Source organism: Pseudoalteromonas sp. MMG013 (assembly GCF_018100885.1).
Classification (GTDB): Bacteria; Pseudomonadota; Gammaproteobacteria; order Enterobacterales; family Alteromonadaceae; genus Pseudoalteromonas; species Pseudoalteromonas aurantia.
Window position 1 is genome coordinate 27,837 of sequence record NZ_JAGJEE010000023.1, and the last position, 22,660, is coordinate 50,496.

At 39.0% G+C, this 22,660-nt stretch carries 19 protein-coding genes; 6 read left to right on the forward strand and 13 right to left on the reverse strand.

What is annotated here, in order from left to right:
- Window positions 1-23 precede the first annotated feature (23 nt).
- From J8L98_RS17800 to J8L98_RS17820, 5 genes are read right to left on the reverse strand one after another with little or no spacing between them, the layout of a single operon-like run.
- Window positions 24-1,169 (reverse strand): glycosyltransferase, encoded by a 1,146-nt coding sequence (locus J8L98_RS17800; RefSeq protein ID WP_210997536.1) that lies wholly within the window; start codon window positions 1,167-1,169, stop codon window positions 24-26.
- Window positions 1,166-1,882 (reverse strand): acyltransferase, encoded by a 717-nt coding sequence (locus tag J8L98_RS17805; protein WP_210997537.1) that lies wholly within the window; start codon window positions 1,880-1,882, stop codon window positions 1,166-1,168. Before J8L98_RS17805 ends, J8L98_RS17800 begins: the two co-directional genes overlap by 4 nt.
- The gene (locus J8L98_RS17810) at window positions 1,854-3,239 is read right to left on the reverse strand and encodes an O-antigen ligase family protein (RefSeq protein ID WP_210997538.1); all 1,386 of its coding nucleotides are present in this window, start codon (window positions 3,237-3,239) and stop codon (window positions 1,854-1,856) included. The genes J8L98_RS17805 and J8L98_RS17810 overlap by 29 nt, the downstream gene beginning before the upstream one ends.
- Complete coding sequence (locus tag J8L98_RS17815; RefSeq protein WP_210997539.1) at window positions 3,232-4,644, reverse strand: oligosaccharide flippase family protein; 1,413 nt, start codon at window positions 4,642-4,644, stop codon at window positions 3,232-3,234. Before J8L98_RS17815 ends, J8L98_RS17810 begins: the two co-directional genes overlap by 8 nt.
- Window positions 4,645-4,677: 33 nt before the next feature.
- Window positions 4,678-5,829, reverse strand: coding sequence for a glycosyltransferase (locus tag J8L98_RS17820; protein ID WP_210997540.1), 1,152 nt, complete (start codon window positions 5,827-5,829; stop codon window positions 4,678-4,680).
- 214 nt (window positions 5,830-6,043) lie between these two features.
- Here J8L98_RS17820 and J8L98_RS17825 point away from each other — a divergent pair, with 214 nt between their 5' ends.
- Together J8L98_RS17825 and J8L98_RS17830 are read left to right on the forward strand one after the other, a co-directional pair.
- Entirely contained in the window at window positions 6,044-6,964 is a 921-nt protein-coding gene (locus J8L98_RS17825; RefSeq protein ID WP_210997541.1) for a glycosyltransferase family 2 protein, read from the forward strand.
- 13 nt (window positions 6,965-6,977) lie between these two features.
- The gene (locus J8L98_RS17830) at window positions 6,978-7,385 is read left to right on the forward strand and encodes a response regulator (RefSeq protein WP_210997542.1); all 408 of its coding nucleotides are present in this window, start codon (window positions 6,978-6,980) and stop codon (window positions 7,383-7,385) included.
- Here the strand turns inward: J8L98_RS17830 and J8L98_RS17835 are convergent.
- From J8L98_RS17835 to J8L98_RS17850, 4 genes are all read right to left on the reverse strand, one after another.
- Complete coding sequence (locus J8L98_RS17835; protein ID WP_210997543.1) at window positions 7,374-8,282, reverse strand: endonuclease/exonuclease/phosphatase family protein; 909 nt, start codon at window positions 8,280-8,282, stop codon at window positions 7,374-7,376. The two genes, J8L98_RS17830 and J8L98_RS17835, sit on opposite strands and share 12 nt — an antisense overlap.
- Before the next feature lie 147 nt (window positions 8,283-8,429).
- Window positions 8,430-8,861 (reverse strand): acyl-CoA thioesterase, encoded by a 432-nt coding sequence (locus tag J8L98_RS17840; protein WP_210997544.1) that lies wholly within the window; start codon window positions 8,859-8,861, stop codon window positions 8,430-8,432.
- Window positions 8,858-9,685 (reverse strand): M23 family metallopeptidase, encoded by an 828-nt coding sequence (locus J8L98_RS17845; RefSeq protein WP_210997545.1) that lies wholly within the window; start codon window positions 9,683-9,685, stop codon window positions 8,858-8,860. Before J8L98_RS17845 ends, J8L98_RS17840 begins: the two co-directional genes overlap by 4 nt.
- The gene (locus J8L98_RS17850) at window positions 9,678-10,538 is read right to left on the reverse strand and encodes a 6-carboxytetrahydropterin synthase (RefSeq protein ID WP_210997546.1); all 861 of its coding nucleotides are present in this window, start codon (window positions 10,536-10,538) and stop codon (window positions 9,678-9,680) included. Before J8L98_RS17850 ends, J8L98_RS17845 begins: the two co-directional genes overlap by 8 nt.
- Before the next feature lie 194 nt (window positions 10,539-10,732).
- Between J8L98_RS17850 and fabA the strand changes: the two genes are divergently transcribed.
- Window positions 10,733-11,248 carry a 3-hydroxyacyl-[acyl-carrier-protein] dehydratase FabA gene (gene fabA / locus J8L98_RS17855; RefSeq protein ID WP_192507527.1) on the forward strand — a complete coding sequence of 172 codons (516 nt, stop codon included), beginning with the start codon at window positions 10,733-10,735 and terminating at the stop codon, window positions 11,246-11,248.
- A gap of 63 nt (window positions 11,249-11,311) precedes the next feature.
- Here fabA and rmf read toward each other — a convergent pair whose 3' ends face one another.
- From rmf to J8L98_RS17870, 3 genes are all read right to left on the reverse strand, one after another.
- Entirely contained in the window at window positions 11,312-11,482 is a 171-nt protein-coding gene (gene rmf / locus J8L98_RS17860) for a ribosome modulation factor (protein ID WP_192507526.1), read from the reverse strand.
- Window positions 11,483-13,082: 1,600 nt separating this feature from the next.
- Window positions 13,083-14,009 (reverse strand): FAD-binding protein, encoded by a 927-nt coding sequence (locus tag J8L98_RS17865; protein ID WP_210997547.1) that lies wholly within the window; start codon window positions 14,007-14,009, stop codon window positions 13,083-13,085.
- Complete coding sequence (locus J8L98_RS17870) at window positions 14,006-14,758, reverse strand: electron transfer flavoprotein subunit beta/FixA family protein (protein WP_210997548.1); 753 nt, start codon at window positions 14,756-14,758, stop codon at window positions 14,006-14,008. The genes J8L98_RS17865 and J8L98_RS17870 overlap by 4 nt, the downstream gene beginning before the upstream one ends.
- A gap of 175 nt (window positions 14,759-14,933) precedes the next feature.
- On the opposite strand from J8L98_RS17870, the gene J8L98_RS17875 reads away from it, so the two are divergent.
- Window positions 14,934-16,583: an electron transfer flavoprotein-ubiquinone oxidoreductase gene (locus J8L98_RS17875; RefSeq protein WP_210997549.1), complete on the forward strand. Its 1,650-nt coding sequence runs from the start codon at window positions 14,934-14,936 to the stop codon at window positions 16,581-16,583.
- A gap of 121 nt (window positions 16,584-16,704) precedes the next feature.
- Window positions 16,705-17,184: an acyl-CoA thioesterase gene (locus tag J8L98_RS17880; RefSeq protein ID WP_192507522.1), complete on the forward strand. Its 480-nt coding sequence runs from the start codon at window positions 16,705-16,707 to the stop codon at window positions 17,182-17,184.
- 285 nt (window positions 17,185-17,469) lie between these two features.
- Here the strand turns inward: J8L98_RS17880 and J8L98_RS17885 are convergent, their stop codons facing one another.
- Entirely contained in the window at window positions 17,470-18,552 is a 1,083-nt protein-coding gene (locus tag J8L98_RS17885; RefSeq protein WP_210997550.1) for a two-component system response regulator, read from the reverse strand.
- A gap of 90 nt (window positions 18,553-18,642) precedes the next feature.
- On the opposite strand from J8L98_RS17885, the gene J8L98_RS17890 reads away from it, so the two are divergent.
- Complete coding sequence (locus J8L98_RS17890) at window positions 18,643-22,650, forward strand: hybrid sensor histidine kinase/response regulator (RefSeq protein ID WP_210997551.1); 4,008 nt, start codon at window positions 18,643-18,645, stop codon at window positions 22,648-22,650.
- Window positions 22,651-22,660 lie beyond the last annotated feature (10 nt).

Below are 22,660 nucleotides of genomic sequence, written 5' to 3' on the forward strand. Positions count from 1 at the left end.
TATTGCAGAGTCTAGACCACTTTTTATTGCTCACCCTGAAATGCAATTAATTGTTGTTCTACTGAGCGTGCTTTTGCACTCCAGCTATGGTTTTTTGCCAAGGACGATTGTGTTTCTTTCCAATTTTTATTTAAAACTTGATTTAACGCAATTGCTGAATCAATACGTTGTATAAAGCCACTATCGGTAGAAGCAACCAATATCGTTTCTAAATATTTGTTAACAGCAGGAAAGTTGGTAGATACTACAGGAGTACCTGCAGCTAAGTATTCTTTGAGTTTGAGTGGGTCGCATGCTTGAATTTGCTGGTTATCAACAAATGGTAAAATAGACACATCCCAATGCTGAGAAAACTCAGCAAGTCGCTGGTGTTCAACAGCTTCGATGTGCGTGACATTGTTTAATGACAATAGTAAGTCGATGTTATGTGTAATAGTACCGACTAAAATCAATTCATAATTGGGTCTTTCCGTTACCAATTTGGTTAACAGATCAACGTCTAGCCATTCATTTATAGAGCCATAAAAGCCAACTTTAAACCGTGTAACATGTTTTATTTCGTTCGCTATGATGGTTGGTTTTGTGAATAGCTCGAAATCGACTCCATGAGTAAGCATATAAGTTTTATGCTTTGGCATCTTGTTATATAAATGTTCGCTGATCACATATATCAAGTTTGCTTTGGCAATCAGCTTTCGCTCTATAGGCGCTATCATCTTATGGTCCACGCCGGCTAACGCTGAAAAATCATCGCCGCAATAGTAAACAACTTTATCAATAGGCCGCACATTAATCATTGTGATCGCAGTAGGGACGCTAATCCAATACAAAATGGGCTCGTTTGAATCGAAATGCTTTTTAGAAAATACAAATTCGTTGAATGATTGCACGAAAATATTGTCATGCCATGGTAGTACGGCCAAGTTATAGACAGACGGCTGGTCATTTCTACTCGCAGCGCCCCCGACCTGCGCCTCACCCTGTGACTGACTGAAATAATTTTTTGCCTTATTGAATACACGAGACAAATCTGTAAACCTTAGACGAGGTTTTCGCATCCCAACAGAGTTTATCCAATGAACGTCATGGTCTTTAGACAATTGCTTAAATAGATGCTGAGTGCTACTTGGATGAGCGCCCCAATCTTCTCCGAAAACGACAAATTTCATACTGTTACCTCTTGCGGGATCTGCTTCACTATTTTGGCTGGATTGCCAGCAGCAATGGTAAATGCAGGAACATCTTTGGTAACAACACTGCCTGCCCCAATAATGGCCCCCTCACCAATCGTTACGCCGGCAAGCACCGTCACCCCAGTGCCAAGCCATGCCCCTTTCTTAATAATAATAGACCCTATTTGTGACTCATTATCAGGGAGCCCTTGTGCCCGTGCTTTAGCATCTATAGGGTGTCCAGGAAAACCAGCTAGAAAAACACGACCCGCGAGTCTCACATCGTCATGTAGTTCGATAGTGGTACCAATTGAAAATGCATTTTGCCAGCCTACGTCAACGTTATTACCAATTTTCAAAGTAGCGACATGAGAATCACAGTAACGACCACAAAATGTACTAATACCAGACATTCGAACATCGTCACCGATATCAACATTGATAGGTCCTAGCATCTGCGGTAATCCACAATACAAAGATAAGCGTTTTTTACTACCACCTACCTGACTTTTAAACAAAGGCGTATAATAAAAAACTCTTAAGAGCTCAGAAAACAGTATAATAAGGAAATGATGCAGCTTAAAAAGTAAATGGTGTATACCGGGTATAACAATCATTTGAGGGTTTCGAATTTTTTTTGCTAATTTAAATAGTTGTTTAGCTAATGCACTGTCACTATTTTTAAGCCATGTTTTGAGAGAAATTACCATAATCCTTTTCCTTAGCGTTGTCAGTAGCAAGCTTTTCTAAAGCAATAGTTAAAGATAAAATAATGTATAATGGCCAAGTAAATGCCTGAGTCAAAAATGTACCGGAGACCATAAACCCAATTAGCCCCGCTTTTAAAGCGTAGGCATTAATAGCTATTTTTGGGTCAAAGTTCAGTGAATTTCTCACAATTGTTCTGTTTAAACTTCTATAAATTCCCACAATCACCAATATAAACACCATAAGGCCAACAAATCCGGTTTCACCTAAGACTTGAAACCATGTGCTATGCACTGCATGATTTTTACCATCCCAATGCGGACTATAAAAGAAATAATTTGAATAAAAATTATTCACCCCAACGCCTGTTAACGGGTTGCTCAAAGCCATATTAATTGCAGCTTGCCACGCATAAATACGGCCCATTGCCGACGCATCGACTCCTCCTTCAGCAGCACCGCCACTTTGTCTGTCTGTGATACCTGCAAAAATGACCATGACTAACATGCCAACCGCACCGATTGCCCCTACGATTATGGGGTTTTTTATTTTTTGATAGACAAAAAAACTCAGAACGGCTGCTATACCTAATAACCCTCCACGACTTTGCGTCGCGATCACGCCACTGACCACTAAGATTAAACCCGTACAGGCTAAGATTCTCCGCCATTTATGGCCATTGCTATCAAATAACTCAGCCGCTAAAAACGACACAGGAAACATTAACACCAAAGATAAGTCATTTGGGTCTCCCAACTGAGAGCGAATGTCTCTTGAAATTGTGACCCGAGTACCTTCGACCAGCCCAATACCATTGGCCTTATTTTGCAACGCAACCAGCGCAATAGATGTTCCGGATAGCATAATACCAATACGAACTAAGTTGAAATGAGACAATGTTGTCATCCACCAACTAATCGCGAATACCATAATGAAAACCTTGGTCAAAATTCCAGCCCAGTACTCTATTGCGAGCCCTCTGTTAGATGCCGCAAAAACACAGACAGTTAACCAAATAAAGAGAGCAAAAAATAAAATATGGCAGGAGTTCCAGTGAGGTTTCAATTGCTTTGTTATAAATAAGTGCCAAAAAATTCCGAGTAATGATGCAAGCGCCAACAATTTTGGGATCTTAAACGGCATAAGTACTGGAAAAGCTTCATGTAACCTGAAATAACTAAATAAAATGAAGAGAATAACAAAGGCTGTACTCACTCGTACTGCTGTAAATGCAGCAAAAGGCATGACAATTATGGCAAAAGCAGCGATGGGACCTATCGTTTTATACAGGACAAGTACTAATAATGCCGCCAACCCGCCACTAATTAATAGATGATTTGCTTTTAACCAGTCAGACATAGGCTCCCCTTTTGGGAAGGTATTTTATACACTGAGTCACTTCCGCGCTGTATTGCTTTGCAACAATGGCAAGTAATACGACGATAATTACGGCCTGATAAGCGTAAATAAAAGTGGGTTGAATATACGATAGACAAGTTAACGCACCTAGACTTAGCCAAACAATAAATAAAGACTGAAACCTATAATCAACATACTCTAGCCTTTGGCTCACTAATATAAAGGCAAGACAACGGACCACTTGAACTAAGAGCAAAGAGCTCACAACCCCGTCAACTTTATAAATTGGGATCAACCAAGAAAACATACTTACCACTAATACAGCGCTTATCGCATTGATATATGTGACCCAAACCCCATTGCGATATTTATAGCATGCGATATTGAATATATCGCTATGATGGCGCAGCACGACAACTAAAATTAACCCTGTAAGCCACATATCATTGCCATAATAGCTCGCAGGTAACGTGACTTTAAATATAACTGGCACTACAACCATCATTATTGCACAGAGAATCAACCCTAAATTTAGACTTCGTAGCGCCATATATCCATACTCATTTGGTTCATTAGCGAGCACATCAAATCGTTTTGCAAACCACCACATTCTAATTGGTTCAAATGTGAATGACGTCATTAACGCAAATTGAGCAGCGACAAAATAGACAGCTAATGTTCTTTCGCCTTCTAATGCAACGATGAACCAATTTTCAGCACCATTAGATCCGTATAGGCACAGAGATGAAATTAAAATCGATGTTAAAAACAAAAGATGTCGAGATTCGATTTGCCATTTAAACTGCGTCAGTGTCATTTTTATAAGGGGAATTAATAACCATAGCCCAGCAATTAGTACTAAAGAAGCCGATATTGCCCCCGAGAGCATCACTCCCGTTACCCCAAAACCCATAAACAACAACCCAATACTCAATCCAGTCTGAAATACTCCATGAACAACAGCCAAGTAACAATAGTGTTTAGCATTGCCAACTAATCGATAATAACTGTATGGAATAGCTAACACGGACGAAGCAAACAAGTTAACAGCTAACAATCTTAAATTCGTGAGGTCTACATCACCTGGTAACAAGTTCGTTATACTTTGAGTGAATACCAGAACCACAATCAAAAAAACGAAGCAAACCCCTATACTCACAACCAAACAATCGCGGAAAAATGCTACTTTTTGATTATCATCTTGATAATGCTGACGAAATAAAAGCTCTGGTAATCCTAAACTTAAAAGTAGGGAGCACACAGCTGAAATTGTGACTAAAAAATTCAAACTTCCATATTCTTGTTGCGTTAATAAACGGGTAGCAATCGGCAGCATCAAAAAGCCCAAGCCTTTCAGTACCAACATAGCAACACCATAATACGCAACTTGCTTTAGTCCACTCATGCTCATTCCTTACTGCTACTTTTAGTCACTAACTTATAATGCCTGTACCCAATGAGAGAGCTTTTCGGCCTGTGCTCTAGCGTTAAAATGTTTAGTAACGAAACGCTTACCATTTTGACCCATTGTAAATCGTTGGTAAGGGGAAAGTTCGCAAAAATCTGTCACTATTTTAGAAAGGCTCATAATATCCGATGGTTTACACTTGAACCCCACTTTCTGATTGACGATTTCTTTTGCTCCCATTAATTCTGTTGTTAGGACTGCTATACCAGAGCCCATGGCCTCTTTTAAAACGAGCGGTCCAGTATCCCTGTCCCCATTTTTTGCAATACAAAACGGAGCAACTAATGCTGAATAGTTTTTTGTATTTTTAGCAATCCAAACTGGCGGCTTACGACCTAAAAAGTTTACATTTTTTTCAATACCCAATGCTTCAGCCATAAATTTCAGGTCATTCATTAAGGGCCCATCACCCACTATGTCCAAAGTCACTTGATGCTGTACCAACACATTTTTTAACGCGGGCATTAAAAACTGTAATCCTTTTTTTTCTACTAACCGACCAATAAATAATAATTTCACATCGCTGTAAGCCGATGAAGGTGATTGATTGAAGCACTCTAAATTTATACCGCAATGAAGGAGCTTAACGCGACTCTGAGCATACCGACTAAATTGATTCGCCATATCTTGACAAACTGCCACTGAAAAATCACATAGAGAGAGCTTTTGAGGTATATCAGCTTGATTGACATAAACGTCGTGGCCATGACCAATCGACGATACCGTAATGTTCGCAAGTTTTGCCCCCACTATGCCGTAGGCGAGTGACCCATGCATGAAGTGGCAATGAAGATGTTCAATCTCTGTAAACTTTATTATTTGAGCAATACTATTGCCATAAGCAAGAAGTGATGGCGTTGGAATGGATGCCATTTTCGATGCAGACATATACCCCCGATATAAAGCTGATAAGTTGAGACAACCCATAATCAGTGATTGGTGAGAAGGCTTTGAGATTTCTACCACATCAACGCTTGGGCTTAAAACATCAGATTTTCCCATATTTTCAAATGTGATTACCGTTACTTTATGTCCACTCTTGACTAACGCATTGATCTCAGTAACCACGAATGTTTCAGAAGCGACTGGGAAGCTTGGAACCAAAATACCAATATGTTTCATAATTTACCCTCCAACTAGGTCATGCTTTACATACGCAATTGCCATGCCGTACTTTAATCACTAATAACCTCACCTAATTGGCTATTAATTGCAATCACATTTGCAAAATGCAATGCATTCGTAGAATCTGAGATAAAAATGAACGGTTAAAGAGCAAATAAAGTTGGCGTCTTACTTGCGTATACAGGAATACAATTAATGTGGAGTACAAATAATGAAGCCTGATATTTCTGTGATAATTCCTAACTACAATTGCAAAGCGTATCTGGGTAAAGCGTTAGCAAGCGTAATTAAGCAAACCGATGTTCTATTAGAAATCATCGTTGTAGATGATGGCTCAACTGACGGGAGTGTTGAATGGCTTGAAAAAGCATCGCAAACGTACTCTAATTTAATATTGGTAAAACAAATACGGTGCGGTGTTGTTGCTGCTCGAAATAAGGCAATTTCAATTGCACAAGCAGACTATATTGCATTTCTCGACGCTGATGATTACTGGAACGAAGATAAGCTTGCCACACAACTAGCTTATATGAAATCTAACCAAAAATGTACGTTGAGTTTTACAAACTATATGCACGTTGATGAACAGTATAACAAAATCATAGATTGTTTTTCTTACTGGCCCGAATTTTATAATAAAGAACTAAAAGATACGACAAAGTATCAATATCTTAGTAATAGCCAAGATATGCTGCTTTACGCAAATGTGATTGGTACGTCTACCGTTATGGTAAAGCGTGATGCAATTCAATCTGTGATGTGTTTTGATAACGAATTAAAAAGTGCAAGTGACTGGGATTGTTGGCTAAAGTTAGCATCTGTAGGAGAAGTTGCGTACACTTATCAATGCGCAATGGATTACTTAATGCGTTCGAACTCAATTACATCAAATAGAATAAAAAGAATAGATGCTATGAGGTTGATATTAAAACGATTTGTTAGTTCTAATAACGTTGGATGGATAACCCAAATAAAAGCAGGTGCACGCTTGAATGAGTGTTACGGAGAATATTACAGAGAAATGGGGCAAAAAGTTCCAGCGTTGATATGGGCGTTAAAAGCGTTTTTCCTATACCCCCACAAACGCAATTTAAGACACCTATTACATGATATAAAAAGCTTAACCGCATAAATTAGGAAGCACTATGCATTCGATTTTGATAATAGACGATGAAGAAGCAGTATTGAGAGCACTTGGCCGTTTGTTTAATAGGGAGTATCAAGTAGAGCAACACAGTGATCCTCTGACAGCTGTTGAAAGTATGAAAGTGAATGACTTTGACTTGGTTATATCCGATATCCGCATGCCAAATATGGATGGCTTCGCTGTATTGAAACACTTCAAAACCCATCAGCCTAATGCAGGGAGGATACTTGTAAGTGGATATGCTGATATTGAAGACTGTCAAAACGCGGTACATGATGGACTTGCACACATGATAGTGTCAAAGCCGTGGGATAATTTTGAGCTTAAATCTGTTGTTAAGTTAGTCCTAGAAAATAGTGAGCTGAAAAAGAAAAATAAAGCATTGCTGACACAGTTAAAAGCTTAATTTATAGGTCAATACAGAATGATCACTGCCAATAAAAGAGAAGACATCTAACTCATTGATATTTATTTCTCGACTTACTGCACAGTGATCAATTGCTAATCCACCTATAATAGCGGGTATACTTTCAACGCTGCGCCAGGTCGTGTGATAACCTTTTGTAGCATAACACCACTTCCCCAACGTGGTGTTTAAATAACGTGACCAAAAAACAGTATTAAAATCTCCCGCCACTACCCAAAGGTTACCTAGATCCTTTAACAGTGCGCCTACTTCAGTCAACAACTTGTTACGTTGTTTCCACAGCCTTTCATTGCGAGGGGAAGGCGGATGTAATACGACTAAGTCTACAACTTTATCAGTAACCAAAATTTTTAAATGAACGTATCCAACCTTTGGACCATCAACTTGGACAAACTGCCTGTATACAATTGGATATCTAGAAATCACAGCGACCCCCATTGGAAAACCTTCAATTTCTTTATAACCATATCGAGAAAATAAAGGCTTTATTTTAGCAAACTGTGCTCGGTTTCTATCTGAAAACTCCAACAGTATAAATAGGTCTCGGTCGTCAGAGTTAAAATCAGCAAAGTGTTCAATTAAATTATTGTTTGTATAGCGCAGATTAATTTGCTTTACACTTAATACGTCATTTTTAACTTCAGTATCAAAGCCTAAGCTATAAAAATAATGTGAAGTGATCAACAAACCGGATATGACTAAAGCCACACTACCTAGATATTTATTTTTTATCTGTAAAAGTACTGCTAATAAAATACAACTCAGCAGCAACTGCCCTCTTAAGCTGTGTAAAAGGTCACCCATATAAAATGAATCTAAAGCACCATATGCTATTGCACACACTGCAATATAAACACTACACAAAAGAACGATCATAGAATCTCCTATCTCCTATATGATTAGCTTTAAATTAAAGTTGTGCAAATGAGAAGAGAGATTTAAATTGAAATAGGTTGTATGATGTGTTCTTAAAGTATGAAGGAAGGACATAATTTTATTAACTCGAGCCCTTCCTACATCTTTTTAATTAAACCCGTCTAACATTTTTTGACATACTACAGGCGTAGGTCGATGATTGTCGTCTACCGCAACAAATGTAAAGCTGCCCGAAATAGCCAAGTGCTTATCATCTTTATGCATTCGCTCTAAATAGATTTTTACTTCCACCTTTAAACTTGTATTACCAACATGCACTACTTTCGACACTAATTCGGCAAATGTTCCTGCTGGTATAGCTTCTTTAAAGTCAACACGATCAGATGATATCGTCACCAGCGGTTTTCTACAAAATCGAGTTGCAGCGATGAAAGCGGCTTCATCCATCCACGCGAGTGCATCCCCGCCAAACAAGGTGTTATGGTGATTTGTTCTACCCGGAAAAACCGTCTTAGTAATGGATGTTATCGACTCTTCGATACGCTTTACAATAATATTTTCTTTCTCTAAATCTGTCATTTTTTACTACTTTTGTTCGCCAGTGTGTTAGTCATTAATAATTGAGGGTCTAGCCGTTCTCCAAACCAATTGAAACGCCAATCCAAATGAGGGCCTGTTACACGTCCAGTAGCACCAATATCTGCAAAATGCTCTCCTACAGATATGTTATCTCCAACTTTTACATGTATTTTATTTAAATGAATATAGGTTGAGGTAATTCCATGTCCATGGTCAATGATGACCGTTCCACCACTGTAATAGAGATCATTATCAGAAAATACAACAGTTCCATTTAATGGCGCCCAAACAGGCGTGCCAGTCTTATTTGCAATGTCTAACCCATAATGCGGATTACGAGGCTTGCCATTAAAATACCTTTGACTGCCATAAACTCCAGAAATACGACCTTTGGCTGGCCTTAATACCGGCTCTAAAAAATACACTAGGTCGGAGCTTTTGGCTCTTGCTGCTCTCACTGACTTTGCCTCAGCTCTAATACGCTCTAATACCGAATCAGGAGGAGATACGTACTTTTTCTCCACACCAGTAATTCTATCTATATTGAAAGTTCGCGATGTAATTAGCAGTTCAGTGGAATGTCGTTTCTCATCAGTTGTTACCCATGACAATGTGTGTGTTGTGGGCGCATTTCGTCCAAAGCCAAAAACAAACTGACCTTCATTCGTAACTTTTATTGCTTGTCCGTTCAACTCAACATATTGAACTTTTTCTATTTTACCAATCACCATACCACCTTGAGTGAGGTGACCCGTTAATTCTAACGCACTTATCGTACAAGTACTCAGCAATGCACCAGTAAAAAAGAATGCCCGCTTAAGCATATGCAATCGCTCCTTTCCCAACTCCTTCATATGCTTTAACCATTACTTTTTGCATTGGATATGACTTTTTGACTTGGGTAGCTAAATAATCAGCAATACATTCAACAGTTGTATCGCAAGGCAGAATATCACACCTGTCTTTACTAATGGCTAATTCAAAGTACCCCTGTGCGGCTTCATAAGCAAAGCAATAATCACTTGCAAAAGGCGCAACATATTTTACAGCTGCTGAATCAATCTCATCTTCTTGCGTACCTAAGTAAATATCTTCCCATTTAGCCGCCCATTCTTTCTGAAGTCTTGGCATACTGATCCCATCTAAAGAAATCCCGATCAGAGAGCGGTGCCCATGAACGATTCGCTGACAATTACCATCATGCTTCTTTAATCCATGACTGTAATGATAGTAGAAACTTGTCGCAGGCTCTGGTCTTAACTCAATACCTATATCTTTAACGTTATTAGGCATACTCGGCATAATAACCGACTTTAAAAATTCAATAACAGATTCTTCGTTAATCGTTTTACATGGAAGCAAACACACAGCTTCACTCGGGGCACTCATTGCTAAATGATGTTGCTCACCAAAAGTGCAGTCTAACTCTACTCGCCCATCGATATCATTAACATGCCCTTTGACACCAAGGCTTGCTATCGCAAGCTTATGATCTATTGTTTCATCAATAATTTTTTTTATTTGCTTTTTAACTAATGCAAAATCTAAAACCATGGACTCATCATTGAGTTTACCATGAAGGGTTAAGTCAACGATCCAGCTTTCGCCTACTGCACCTCGTTGATTACACAAGTAAGAAAAATCGATCACGGTTAGAGCATCTACAAAAAGGATCATAAACTTCCGATAAATTAGTTTAATTCTGGCGATATTATAAAGATTTTTAAGATAAAAATCGCCTATATAAGTGGTTAGAATTCAATTTAAATGCGAATTATTCTTATAGAAAATTGAAATTTAACTGTTCGGAGTTGTCTAGCGTACAAGTGTACGCTAGAGTAGCGTGGATTTTTAAGCAAAGATTGTGAACTATGGAACCAAAAAATAGCTATACAAAAGAAGAATTAGTACTTTGTGGTCAAGGCGAGATGTTTGGCGAAGGTAACTGCCGTTTACCTAGCGACAATATGCTTATGATGGATCGTATTGTAGAGATCAACGATAATGGCGGCGAGCATGGTAAAGGTCTTATCATTGCTGAACTTGATATCAACCCTGATTTGTGGTTTTTCGACTGCCACTTTAAAGGTGATCCAGTAATGCCTGGTTGTTTAGGACTAGACGCTATGTGGCAGTTAGTAGGTTTCTTCCTAGGTTGGTCCGGTGGACCAGGTCTTGGCCGCGCACTGGGTGTGGGTGAGGTAAAGTTCACTGGTCAAATTTTGCCTAACGCAAAGAAAGTGACATATCGATTGGATATGAAACGCGTTATTAAGCGTAAGTTATTTATGGGTATGGCTGATGGCACCGTTGAAGTTGATGGACGCGTGATCTATGAAGCAAAAGATTTGAAAGTCGGTTTATTCCAAGATACCAGCGCTTTTTAAATTTTTGTTTATAAACAACAAAGCCCCATATAAGGGGCTCTGTTATCTCATGAATTCTATTTATTATGTTTTAAACATATTTCTATTATCTATGGCTTCTCGCCATCCACCAAGCCACTCAGAACGTGACTCTATTTGCTGGTATGGACATAAATCTTTAGACCGCCCCGATAATCCAGCTTTAAAACCTTGAGAATGCGCTCTTTCTAAACGGTCTCTTTTCTGTCTCTTCATAGGTAAAAATCCTCACCTTTCATATCTGCAATGATGCTGCTATCAAATTCGACAACAACATTTAACGAATAGCTAATAACGCCACAAATATCAAACTTATTCCATTTGTTAGTGCATCAACAACACGTAGTGTAATGACCTAATAAGTGTTAAAAATTTTTAATTCGATGTGTACCTTTCACACCTTTTATTATTGAATATTTTAGACTAGTGGCATATCAAACCATATTTGATTACCTCTGAATACTGCTTTCAGCTTTTGCAAACTAAAGCCTTTACGTAAACTCAGTACTAAATAAATCATATTCCATCATTCGGTGCAATGTCATTAACCGCAATATTTATTGCTAAAGCCAAAAAAGGGATAAAAAACACAAAAAAACATAAAAAACCAGATAAAGTAGATAGAAAAAGTAATACTGAAACATCGTTTATCCAATATAGTTCGTAAAAAAACATTCATCTTTTTGTCATTTATATTTCACTTAAAAAGTATTTCAATAACAGTATTTTATAGTTTTGTATCGGCTATAACGATCTCATCTTGTTTAATAAAAGCTTACAGACACTAATATTATCGCTACATCTGAATACTCGATCTCATAACTGCCAGCGTCATGATATGGTACTAAAGGAGGACAAGAATAAACATAACAACTTGATATTTGAGTTGATTTTTTTGATTTGTTTTTATCCGCTGAAAAAGGCACTAATATTCTCTAGTGCCTTACTGCTTTATTTCATGAAACACGTCATCCTTGAGATACACTTCCAAATCGCTCAATAATTAGTCTAGCGCAATTTAGGCATTAGCACCATATAGAGAATTCATTTATCTTACCTCAACGTTACGGTAACTTTAGACGACTAAAATCTATAGATTTAATGCGCTGACGTTTAGATTTCTCGAAAGTTCATATCATACTCCAAGTAAATTTTTTATAGTTAGCGCATCTATATGTAAGTAATTATCACATGAGCAAACGTCTCACACCATTTGTGTGTTTATTCGCTAGCTTTATGTCGCTATCCACTCTATATTGTAACTTGTACACAAGCCTCATTTCCTATGTACTTATCTAACCGACCTCATTGTACTAACTTACAGTTTACTCCACCTGATAGTGTCTGGTACATCTGCTATGGAGTGATGCTCATCAATTACTTGCTTGATTATTTTGAACCTCGATTTTTCTGCATAAATTGGTTTCTCATATTTTCACCTACTTAATTCGCACTGTCGCCACCATTGCGCAAGTGGCTTAACTTCTGATGCCTCGAACTTTCTATTCACACTGTTCGCCGTAATGCCTTGCGTACGTTTATATTACCCAGCTTTATTAACAGCCTAAAATCAACTAATTAAACCCGTATATTCAAGGCCTTTATATGGAATTAAGTATGGAATTATATTTTTATTGGATCTTATCGTAAAACTTAGTCACTATTCTTGGTTGGCATCCGGCGTTAATATTTCATTAATTTACTGGACAGGTCCCTTTCGAGAGGGCGCTTAGTGACCTTCTATCTTATAATAAAAAAGCCGCGACCAAACGGTACAACGGCTTAACAATCAGAATTTAATACTTACCTAGTTATTTTATAGTGCACTTTCTAATTCAGGTAGTACGTCAAACAAATCCGCGACCAAGCCGTAATCTGCAACTTGAAATACAGGCGCATCCGGATCTTTGTTGATAGCAACAATCACTTTGGAGTCCTTCATTCCTGCTAAATGCTGAATCGCCCCACTTATCCCAACGGCTATATATAAGTCAGGCGCTACAATTTTACCTGTTTGGCCAACTTGCATATCATTCGGTACGAACCCTGCATCTACCGCAGCTCTTGAAGCACCTATGGCAGCACCTAATTTATCAGCAATACCATTCAGTAGCGCAAAATTTTCACCATTTTGCATACCACGGCCACCTGAAATAACAACTGGTGCAACATTTAATTCTGGACGTTCTGATTCTGTTTGCTCGACACTCACAAAGTTCGATAAGGTATTATCTAACGCCAAGGATAATATTTCGACTTCACATGCACTTTGTTCAGACTGACTTTCAAAAGCACTTGCTCGAACCGTGATAACCTTTTTAGCCTCGTTCGACTTAACCGTTGCAATAGCATTGCCGGCATAAATAGGTCGCTTAAATGTTTCGCTGTCGATAACATCTATGATTTCTGATATTTGCGACACATCCAATAGCGCCGCGACACGTGGCAGCGTGTTCTTACCAGTAGTAGACGCGCTTGCTAAAATATGAGTATAGCCACCAGCAATCTCTACAATCAGATCAGCGGTATTCTCTGCTAATTGGTATTCAAATAACGCATTATCAACAACACATACTTTTGTAACTCCGGCTATGTTGGCTGCTGATTGGACAACATCATCAACATTATAGCCTGCAACTAATACATCAACGCCTCCCGCCACTTTAAGGGCTGCATTAATAACCTTAGCGGTCTCTGCTTTAAGTTGACCATTTTCATGCTCTGCAACGACTAATACACTCATGAGATCACCTTTGCTTCATTTCTAAGTTTAGATACAAGTTCTTCCACACTGTCAACAATCACACCGGCTTGTCGTTTACTTGGCTCTTCGACTTTTAATAATTCGATTCGAGGTGTAAGGTTAACACCTAATGTGTCAGCTTCAATGACCTCTAACGGCTTGCGCTTTGCTTTCATGATATTTGGCAAAGATGCATAGCGCGGTTCATTAAGCCTAAGATCAGTTGTGACGACTGCTGGTAGTAACAATGATAAAGTTTGTAGGCCTCCATCAACCTCTCTTGTAACAAGCGCCTTGTCACCATCAATGACCATTTTCGACGCAAATGTTCCTTGGCTACGTCGTGTTAACGCTGCCAGCATTTGTCCAGTTTGATTATTATCGGAATCAATTGACTGTTTGCCTAAAATAACTAATTCCGGTTGATGTTCGTCAACAAGTTTGGCGAGAAGCTTTGCCACATGGAGAGATTCTAATTTGGCGTCGGTTTGAATATGAATCGCTTTATCTGCGCCAAGTGCCAGTGCTGTACGTAATTGCTCTTGGCATGCTTTATCACCTATTGAAACCGCAATAATCTCGGTCGCAGTCCCCGCTTCTTTTAACCTTATTGCTTCTTCTACCGCAATTTCACAGAATGGATTCATTGCCATTTTTACGTTAGTTAAATCAACGTCAGTGTTATCTGGCTTGACTCTTGCCTTTACATTGTAATCAATCACGCGTTTGATTGGCACAAGTACTTTCATAGTTACTCCATCATCTGGTTATTCATACCGCTGACGCCAACGTCAACATATTTATTTTATAGATTCAGACTACTTCCTGTTGACGTAAACGTCAACCTAAAATAACCTTAGTTTAACTTTATACAAACTAAAGTCCTGCTTTAGTTAAAATACCGTCAAAGATAATGAGGTAATTATGGTTGAACGTGAAACCATGGAATTCGATGTAGTAGTTGTTGGCGCAGGTCCTGCGGGACTATCTTGTGCAATTAGGCTTGCACAACAAGCACAAGAAAAAGAGCAAGAACTCATGATCTGTGTCGTTGAAAAAGGATCAGAGGTAGGCGCACATATTTTATCTGGTGCTGTATTTGAAACAAAAGCTCTTGATGAATTACTTCCCGACTGGAAAAAAATGGGTGCACCAATCACCACAAAAGTCATTCAAGATGACATTTATCTATTTAAAGATGAGCAAAAAGCCTTATCCATTCCACACATAGCAGTTCCTAAAACGTTTAAAAACCATGGGAATTATATTGTTTCTATGGGCAATGTATGTCGATGGTTAGCTGAACAAGCTGAAAACTTAGGCGTAGAAATATTTCCTGGGTTTAGCGCACATTCTATTATTTGCGAAGATAACCAAATAAAAGGTATTGTCACTGGTGATATGGGCGTTGACAACAACGGACAACCTAAAGACAGTTACATGCCTGGCATGGAATTACGAGCTAAATACACAGTGTTTGCTGAAGGATGTCGCGGTCATTTAGGTAAACAACTTATTAAACAGTTCAAGCTTGACGAAAATACAAGTCCACAACATTATGGGCTTGGGTTTAAAGAGATTTGGCAGGTTCCACCTGAACAACATAAGGAAGGTACTGTTGTCCATAGCACTGGCTGGCCACTTACAAGTGATACCCATGGTGGCTCATTTATGTACCATGCAGAAAACAATCAAGTTGTTGTTGGACTCATTGTCGATTTAAACTACTCCAACCCTTACCTAAGCCCATTTGATGAATTTCAACGTATGAAGCACCACCCAGTATTTAAAAACACGCTGCAAGGCGCTGAGCGGGTTTCTTATGGCGCGAGAGCAATCGCCAAGGGTGGCTTTCACTCATTGCCCAAAATGCATTTCCCTGGGGGATTACTCATTGGGTGTGATGCTGGTACCTTAAATTTCGCAAAAATAAAAGGCAATCACACCGCAATGAAATCAGGTATGATTGCAGCAGATTCAATCATTGAAGCCCTTGCTTCAGAGTCACCGGCTTCCGATCTCAGTACCTTCACTGAAAAATTCAAATCGAGTTGGCTGTATGATGAGTTATATCAATCTCGGAATTTTGGCCCTGTGATGCACAAGTTCGGCAAAATTATTGGTGGTGCATATAACACGTTAGATCAAAACTTATTTTCTGGGGCATTGCCCTTTACGTTCAAAGATAATCTCGCTGATCACGATACTTTAAAGTCAGCACGAGATTCAATAAAAATTGACTATCCAAAACCCGACGGCACACTCAGTTTTGATAAGCTTTCCTCTGTGTTTCTTTCCAATACGAACCATGAAGAGTCACAACCATGTCACTTACAATTACACGATCCAGTTATCCCAATTAAGGTCAACTTAGCGCAATTTGACGAGCCGGCACAGCGTTATTGCCCTGCTGGGGTATACGAGATAACCGAAAACGATAGCAATGAACCTCAATTTGTTATTAATGCTCAAAACTGTGTACATTGCAAAACATGCGATATTAAAGACCCGAGTCAAAATATTACATGGGTGACGCCCGAAGGTGCGGGTGGCCCAAATTACCCAAATATGTAAACCCATCCTCAAAATTCCAAACTGCGGGGCCTAACGGCCCTTTTTTATGCTCATATGAATTGACGCAAAAATTCAAATTTTGCATATACTTAAATAATAATTTAAGTCTCAGGGGCATAAAATGGACAGTAAATCAGAAGTGGTTTTTCGGTTTTTGGCAGAACCTACCGACGTTAATTTCGGCGGGAAAGTACATGGTGGCATTGTAATGAAATGGATCGATCAGGCAGGCTATGCGTGTGCGGCTGGTTGGAGCGGCAGTTATTCAGTGACTGTGTCGGTCGCGGGTGTACGCTTTAAGCGCCCTATTTTAGTAGGCCAAATTGTAGAAGTCTCAGCAAAAATTGCCCATACAGGCAAAACGAGTATGCAAATATTTGTACGAGTAAGGTGTGGTGACCCCCAGAAGCAAGTATTAACCGAAAGTAACCACTGTATTATTAGTTTCATTGCAATGGATCAAGCTGGCTACCCTATTCCCGTCCCTCTGTTTGAACCCTCCACAGAAGACGAAAAAAAGCTAGAGCTTTATGCGATAAAAATGAAAGAAATCGCGATCGAAACAGAGTCTTTGCTACATCGCACGATAGAAGACGAGTAACTTTCTTATCTATACCTTATAACCGTGCCAATCTTGTGCGGTTATTTAGTTGACCTCAGGTTTGGGTAAGGGTTTTGGAATAGACAATGTTTTGTAAACAAACTTACGTACAATCTAATGATGATATTTTGTTCAATATCAAGGCGCTTTTATGCAGTAATAGCTGCCTATTACAAGTGAAAGCAACGCCGAGAGTCAGAAAAATAAGCTTTATTGGGCAATAAGCTTTATTGGGCAAATTCGCTTATCCAGAGCTGAGGTTAGTTACTAGCAACTCTTATTGGGTTAACCATCGGTATACTTCTGCGAAATTTCGTAAAATTCGGTTTCTATTTCAAAGAAGGCGTCAATCATGTCAGGATCAAAATGAGACCCTCGACCCTCTGCAATTATCTTCATTGCTTGTTCATGGGTCATCGCATCTTTATACACCCGTTTACTAATCAGTGCGTCGTAAACGTCAGCAATGGCCATTAACCTCGCGCTCAAAGGGATTGCTTCCCCCTTTAATCCATCAGGGTAACCGCTTCCATCCCACTTTTCATGATGATAATGCGCAATCTCTTTCGCTACTTTCAAAAACGTATCGTCTGCCCCCATTTCCGACTCAGCATTTTCGATGGCCTTAAACCCAAAGTCGGTGTGTTGTTTCATCACCTCAAATTCATCAAAATCTAATTTTCCGGGTTTTAATAATATATTGTCAGGGATCCCAACTTTACCAATGTCATGTAGCGGCGCAGATTTATAGAAAATATTGATGAGCTTAACGGTTAACTGGTCTTTATACTTATCCTTTTTATGCAGTTTATCAGCAAGTAACTTTACGTATAACTGCGTACGACGAATATGATTACCAGTTTCTTGGTCTCGGGTCTCTGCCAAACTCGCCATCGCAGTGATAGTCGCATCTTGAAGCTTAGACATTTCTTCTGTTCTTTTTATTATCTCTTTTTCTAAAAAGGTGTTTTGATCTTTCAAAAAATCTCGAGTCCGCTTATTTTGTATGTGCGTTCGAACCCGTGCTTTTACAATGGGTGGACTGATTGGCTTGTTGATATAATCACACGCGCCTAATTCAAACCCTTTTTCCTCATCTTCAACACTGTCTTTGCCCGTTAAAAATATAACCGGCAAATCTTGTAAAGCATCTTGAGACTTTATATGTGTAATTACTTGATAGCCATCCATATTTGGCATAACAACATCTAATAAAACAATATCTATTTTTTGTGAAGTAAGTAGCTGTAACGCTTGCTCTCCACTTTTAGCAACTACAACCCGGTAGTCTTCCTTCAGAAGTTGCGACATTACTGCTAAATTTTCCTTCGCGTCATCCACAACCAGTACAGTGTACTTATCTGACATTACTGAGCCTGCTTTGTTTACATATTATTAGCCAATATCATCATATTAGGTCTATTCTTGTGATCGTGCCAAAAAGTTAGGTTATTTTCTATGATCAGTGTACGTACTTTATTTATATCTATATTTTCAGTGATGTTTAGTATCAGTGTCGCAATTCAATATATTGCATATTACATGCAGGAAAAGGAAACATTAGAGCAACATGATAGCAAACAACTGTTGGAGCTAAGTGAGCTCACACAAGAACTAAAACAAAGCTCTGATCAGCTAACTAACTTCGCCCGAACTTACGCTTTAACAGGAAACACCCGTTGGTATGAGCTATTCCAGTATGTCCTCAATGTTCGAGATGGTAAAGCGCCTCCACCAAATGAATTAAGCTTTAGTTATTGGGATGCTTTGGCATCCCCTTATGCCTCCCCTCCGGATATCTCAAGTAACTTCAATGGCCCATCAATTATAGAACGTTTTGAGATAGTTGGAATTGATGATTATGAACTCAGCCAAATGAAATTAGCCTTAGCGACATCTGATGCGCTTGTCAGTATGGAGCGTCACGCATTTTATTTAGTTGCAGGGATGCAACAAGACATATTCGGAAATTGGACCGTTCAAGGTGAGCCCAACTTGCCAGCGGCACAACGTCTACTTTTTAGTGATGAGTATTTTATCGAAAAAGCTAAAATTATGGCTGCCATAGACGATGCTCATTGGCATATGGCAAGCAAACTAGAAACCCGAATTATCAATAACGCGAATGATTTAATATGGGCGCATAAACTACAAAAGATAATGAGTATAATTTTAATAGTCAGTATTGCATTATCGTTCTATTTACTTTGGAAAATGTATATCAACCCTGTTTCTAAGATGCAAAAGAAGGTCGTCTCTCATGTTGAAGAAGACGACTATGATTTTAGGCTTGATACTCAAACACAGGGGGAACTCGCAAACTTTTCACGCGCAATGAACACGTTACTTCACAACATTTCTAAACAACTGCAATTTAATACCATAATGAAAGACTTCGGACTTGCGCTAAGAGGAAAAAACTCCGCCAAAGAGTTAGGGGAAGAGCTTATGCAGTTTCTTGGCCGTAGGCTATCCGTTCCTCTGCTTGGACTTTATGTCTTCAACGATGCCAAGCTATTTCGCGTCGCAGGTACTGGCTACTGTAAAAAATCCCCTACTTATTATGATAACTATGATTCAATTCATTTTCATGTACTCAGTAGCAAACAAACTTATTCTATGTCGTTGCAAGAGTCTCAATATGCTATCGAGCTCAATGGAGAGAGCTTATACCTATCTGAACTCTATTACTTCCCTCTGATGGTCAGCAACGAATGCGTAGGGCTACTTGAATTAGGCAGTCTAAAACCCGTTTCAGCAAAAGATTTTGAATGGGTCGAATCCGTTATTCAAGATTTGGCCATTAGTTTGCAACTTACTCAGAATATAGAATTACAACGCAGTACAGAGAAAAAAGTGCTAGAACAACTTGAACTTAATCGGCAGATCATCGATGCAATTCCAAACCCCATGTATTATCGCAATCGTGATGGCGAGTATTTGGGTGTAAATTCAATTTTTCATGAATTCATAGGCACATTTGACGCTGATGTCATTGGTGCCGTTCCCAGTGAGATTTTTAGCAAAAATATTGCACAACAGTTTGTCGAATCTGAGCAAGCTCTTTTAAATGAACCTGGCAGCCATAACTATGAGTTAACTTTAATTAATATCGAAGGGCAACCTAGAGATGTGGTGATTTACGAGGCTACCTTTTGTAATGCTGATGGTGAAGTAGCGGGCATTGTCGGCTTAATCTTAGATGTGACCGAACGTAAAGAAATGGAACAACAATTAATTGTTGCAAAAGAACAAGCTGACCAAATGAGTACAGCGAAAGGCGAGTTTCTTGCCAATATGAGCCATGAAATTCGAACTCCAATGAATGCAATTATTGGAATGAGCCATTTGGCACTTAAAACCGACCTTAATACGCAACAACTCGGATATGTCACAAAAATAGATCAAGCCGCGAAAAACCTGTTAGGGATCATTAACGATATTCTCGATTTTTCTAAAATAGAGTCGGGTAAAATGACCGTTGAGTCGGTTAGCTTTCTGCTTGATGAAGTAACAGACAACGTAGTGACAGTTAATGCTGTCAAAGCACAAGATAAAAACCTAGAGCTATTACTTGATGTCGCCCCTGATATACCAATAAGCTTAATAGGAGACCCCTTGCGATTAGGGCAAGTTTTAATAAATTTGTGTGGTAACGCGATTAAATTTACTGATTCAGGCGAAATCGTTATCGCAATTACAGTTGCGAAACAGAGCAACGATAATGTTGTACTGAGGTTTAGCGTTAAAGACAGCGGCATAGGTTTATCCCAAGCACAACAAGAAAAGCTATTCAGTGCGTTCTCTCAAGCAGATGGTTCAATTACCCGTAAGTATGGCGGTACTGGTCTCGGTTTAAGTATTTCTAAAAATCTCGTTGAGCTTATGGGCGGGGAAATTGGGGTAATCAGTGAAGTCGACAAAGGCTCGGAGTTTTTCTTTACTGTGCAATGCGGCCTCCAAGAAGCGAAAGTCAGAAATTTTGTTTGTCCTGAAGCTAATCTCAAAGATAAAAAAGCTTTGGTAGTAGATGATAATGACAGCGCGCGGGCTATATTATACAACCTGTTAAAAGCTATGGGTCTGACGGTCAATAGCGTAAGCAGTGGAAGAGAAGCGGTGAGTGAGTTAGAAGTCGCTAAGTATGACTTAGTCTTTATGGATTGGAATATGCCCGGCATGAACGGAATAGATACCATAAAACATATACGTAATATGGCGATTGCAGAGCAGCCAGTGATCATTCTAGTGACCGCCTATGGAAAAGAAGTGGGCATGAATAAAGAAGTATCCACCCTGCTGGATGGGTTGATTATTAAACCTGTTAACGCTTCCATACTACTAGACACAATAATGGAATGTTACGGCTTACAGCGACCATCAGAGCATCATGTTAGCCCAGTATCTGAAATAGAAAATGTCGGTTTTTCAGGTCAACGTATTTTATTAGTTGAAGATAACATCACAAATCAAGAAGTTGCATACGAAATGCTGCAATCCGTCAATTTACATATAACGATTGCAAATAATGGCCTCGAAGCCCTGAATATGGTACAAGAGCAACCGTTCAATTTGGTGTTAATGGATATGCAAATGCCAGTTATGGATGGGCTCACTGCAACGCAAGAAATTCGTAAAACCAAGTCACTTGATACATTGCCCATAATCGCAATGACAGCAAATGCAATGCAAGAAGACATACATAAATGTACCCAAGCAGGTATGAATGCTCATATTGCAAAGCCGATAAACTTTGATGCGATGTTAGCAACTATCCACGCTTGTCTAGAACCCATACAAACACCACAAAATATAGCCCCAACTGGTACTATTGATAACGTTGAAATAGATACACAAAAGATAGAAGTAGAATCGTTTACATTGGATGGGATTGCCTATGCGGAAGGTATTAAACGTATTGGTGGAAACGAAAAAGCCTATTGGTCAATTTTAACTAAATTTATTAAAAACCAAATAGAAGAAATGATTAATTTAGAGCAAGCACTCATAATTGGTGATACAGAGCACGCATCTCGGATTGCACATTCGTTAAAAGGATCTGCAGCCAATTTATGTGCGACTCGACTCGCTGATATTGGAGGGCTATTTGAATCAACAATCGACAGTGGTGGTAGCGTAAATATGAATGATATTCACGACATTATTGCCTATTTAAAAGAAATATCTATACGCTTAACTAAACGCCCTAATTATGAGGCAAAAAAACAAGAGCATGAACCAACCGATAAACTTAATAAACCCCTAATAATCCAACGATTAAAGTTGCTTACTGACTTGATAGATTCTAACGATGTCGAAGCAATTGAGACCGTTAATGAACTAAACGGCCTTCAGTTTATGTCTAGCGATGACTCTTGTGAGCTAGAAGAGCTAATTAACGACTTTGAATTTGTCCAAGCTAAAGCGTTAGTTATGAAGATAACAGATAGGTTCAACGCAAATTAATAAGTTAATT

Coding starts and splice junctions, on each gene's coding strand:
- J8L98_RS17835 (WP_210997543.1), bottom strand. CDS start 8,282: ATGATCGTTCTTTTGTGTAGTGTTTATATTGCAGTGTGTGCAATAGCA.
- J8L98_RS17885 (WP_210997550.1), bottom strand. CDS start 18,552: ATGTCAGATAAGTACACTGTACTGGTTGTGGATGACGCGAAGGAAAAT.
- J8L98_RS17800 (WP_210997536.1), bottom strand. CDS start 1,169: ATGAAATTTGTCGTTTTCGGAGAAGATTGGGGCGCTCATCCAAGTAGC.
- J8L98_RS17870 (WP_210997548.1), bottom strand. CDS start 14,758: ATGAAAGTACTTGTGCCAATCAAACGCGTGATTGATTACAATGTAAAG.
- J8L98_RS17825 (WP_210997541.1), top strand. CDS start 6,044: ATGAAGCCTGATATTTCTGTGATAATTCCTAACTACAATTGCAAAGCG.
- fabA (WP_192507527.1), top strand. CDS start 10,733: ATGGAACCAAAAAATAGCTATACAAAAGAAGAATTAGTACTTTGTGGT.
- rmf (WP_192507526.1), bottom strand. CDS start 11,482: ATGAAGAGACAGAAAAGAGACCGTTTAGAAAGAGCGCATTCTCAAGGT.
- J8L98_RS17840 (WP_210997544.1), bottom strand. CDS start 8,861: ATGACAGATTTAGAGAAAGAAAATATTATTGTAAAGCGTATCGAAGAG.
- J8L98_RS17810 (WP_210997538.1), bottom strand. CDS start 3,239: ATGTCTGACTGGTTAAAAGCAAATCATCTATTAATTAGTGGCGGGTTG.
- J8L98_RS17815 (WP_210997539.1), bottom strand. CDS start 4,644: ATGAGTGGACTAAAGCAAGTTGCGTATTATGGTGTTGCTATGTTGGTA.
- J8L98_RS17890 (WP_210997551.1), top strand. CDS start 18,643: ATGATCAGTGTACGTACTTTATTTATATCTATATTTTCAGTGATGTTT.
- J8L98_RS17875 (WP_210997549.1), top strand. CDS start 14,934: ATGGTTGAACGTGAAACCATGGAATTCGATGTAGTAGTTGTTGGCGCA.
- J8L98_RS17880 (WP_192507522.1), top strand. CDS start 16,705: ATGGACAGTAAATCAGAAGTGGTTTTTCGGTTTTTGGCAGAACCTACC.
- J8L98_RS17850 (WP_210997546.1), bottom strand. CDS start 10,538: ATGATCCTTTTTGTAGATGCTCTAACCGTGATCGATTTTTCTTACTTG.
- J8L98_RS17845 (WP_210997545.1), bottom strand. CDS start 9,685: ATGCTTAAGCGGGCATTCTTTTTTACTGGTGCATTGCTGAGTACTTGT.
- J8L98_RS17820 (WP_210997540.1), bottom strand. CDS start 5,829: ATGAAACATATTGGTATTTTGGTTCCAAGCTTCCCAGTCGCTTCTGAA.
- J8L98_RS17830 (WP_210997542.1), top strand. CDS start 6,978: ATGCATTCGATTTTGATAATAGACGATGAAGAAGCAGTATTGAGAGCA.
- J8L98_RS17805 (WP_210997537.1), bottom strand. CDS start 1,882: ATGGTAATTTCTCTCAAAACATGGCTTAAAAATAGTGACAGTGCATTA.
- J8L98_RS17865 (WP_210997547.1), bottom strand. CDS start 14,009: ATGAGTGTATTAGTCGTTGCAGAGCATGAAAATGGTCAACTTAAAGCA.